Source organism: Streptomyces sp. NPDC059371 (assembly GCF_042751995.1).
In the GTDB taxonomy this organism is placed as follows: Bacteria; Actinomycetota; Actinomycetes; order Streptomycetales; family Streptomycetaceae; genus Streptomyces.
In genome coordinates, this window is record NZ_JBHYXD010000216.1 from 1 (window position 1) to 1,484 (window position 1,484).

The following is a 1,484-nucleotide window of genomic DNA, read 5'->3' on the forward strand; positions in this document are numbered from 1 at the left end:
GGGCGCGGTGGGGGGGGGGGGGGGGGTGGGGGGCGAGGGCCCCCCCCCCCCCCCCACGTCCCCTTCCGTGCGATGCCGACTGCGGGTGATTTGTGGTGGCGGTCCCGTCCCCGGCCGGAGGAAGAGTCTCAGCCCCTCCGGCGATTGAGGAGCCGAGTCTGGGGTGGAGCCCCAGGTGTGATGGAGGTCCCGCTGGTCGAGCGAAGGCGAGACCTTGGGGGAGGGTAGGGGTGGAGGGGTGAGAATTCTTCGCCCGGTCTCACTCCCCTCGTTGTGGGCGGGGGTGCCCCGGAGTGTGGGTGTGTGGCGGGGCGAGTGGCGCTGGGCGGGGTTGTTTTGTATGTTGTAGGAACAAAGTGGTTCCCGTCCGCATCTCCCTGACCGGCGGGCGGGGCCGCCTTGTTTCCCGGGGGTGTATTGGTCCCCCTACCTGTGCTTTGGAGCATCGATGACGACGGCCACCACCGTTCTGACCGCCCGTGCCCTCCTGCTCGACATGGACGGGACCCTCGTCAACTCGGATGTCGTCGTCGAGCGCTGCTGGCGCGGCTGGGCCGACCGGCACGGGCTGGACGGCGACGAGGTCATGAAGGTCGTCCACGGCCGGCAGGGGTACGCCTCGATGGCGGTGCTGTTGCCGGACCGTCCCATGGACCAGAACTACGCGGACAACGCGCGGATGCTGGCCGAGGAGACCGCCGACATGGAGGGCGTTGTCGCGATCCCGGGTGCGCCGGAGTTCCTCGCCTCCCTCGCGGGAGTGCCGCACGCCCTCGTCACCTCGGCGGATGTGGCGCTGTCCAGTGGACGGATGGCCGCCGCGGGGCTCGGGCTTCCCGATGTCCGGGTCACCGCCGAGTCCGTCGGTGCCAGCAAGCCCGATCCCGAGGGGTTTCTCAAGGGCGCGGCCGAGCTGGGGATCGCGCCTGAGGACTGTGTTGTCTTCGAGGACTCCGGGGCGGGGATCGCTGCGGGGCGGGCGGCTGGGATGCGGGTCGTGGGTGTCGGCCCTCGGGCCGGGTTCCATGGGCCGGATGTGCTCGTTCGTGATCTGACCGAGGTGCGGGTCGAGGTCGTCGGAGACGGAACCGTCCGGCTTCACATCGGCTGACGGGGGGTGGATCCCCTCCCGACGGAGGGGGATCCTTCCGGGGGAACGGATCCCTCCGGGGGTGGGTCGACAGGAGTGGGTCGACGGGAGTGGGGCTGGGCCGAGGGTTTTCGCCCCCTCCGCCCCTACCCTCCCCCAAGGTCTCGGCTTCGCTCGACCAGGGGGGACCCCCATCACCCCTGGGGCTCCGCCCCAGGCCCCGCTCCTCAAACGCCGGAGGGGCTGAAACTGCTGCCCGGGACTGAAATGTGGACCGGCCACCACGACGCACCCGCAGCCGGAATGCGGCGCGAGGGGCCGTGCCGGTACATCGATGCCCGTCGCCACCGACGCCCACCCCTCACCCAACGGCGACGGGCTGATGCACCGGCAC

1 protein-coding gene is annotated in these 1,484 nt (G+C 71.1%); it reads left to right on the forward strand.

Annotation, left to right across the window (positions count from 1 at the left end; translation table 11 throughout):
• Nucleotides 1-448 precede the first annotated feature (448 nt).
• Nucleotides 449-1,111, forward strand: coding sequence for an HAD-IA family hydrolase (locus ACFXGX_RS43285; RefSeq protein ID WP_384804024.1), 663 nt, complete (start codon nt 449-451; stop codon nt 1,109-1,111).
• The last annotated feature ends 373 nt before the right edge of the window (nt 1,112-1,484 follow it).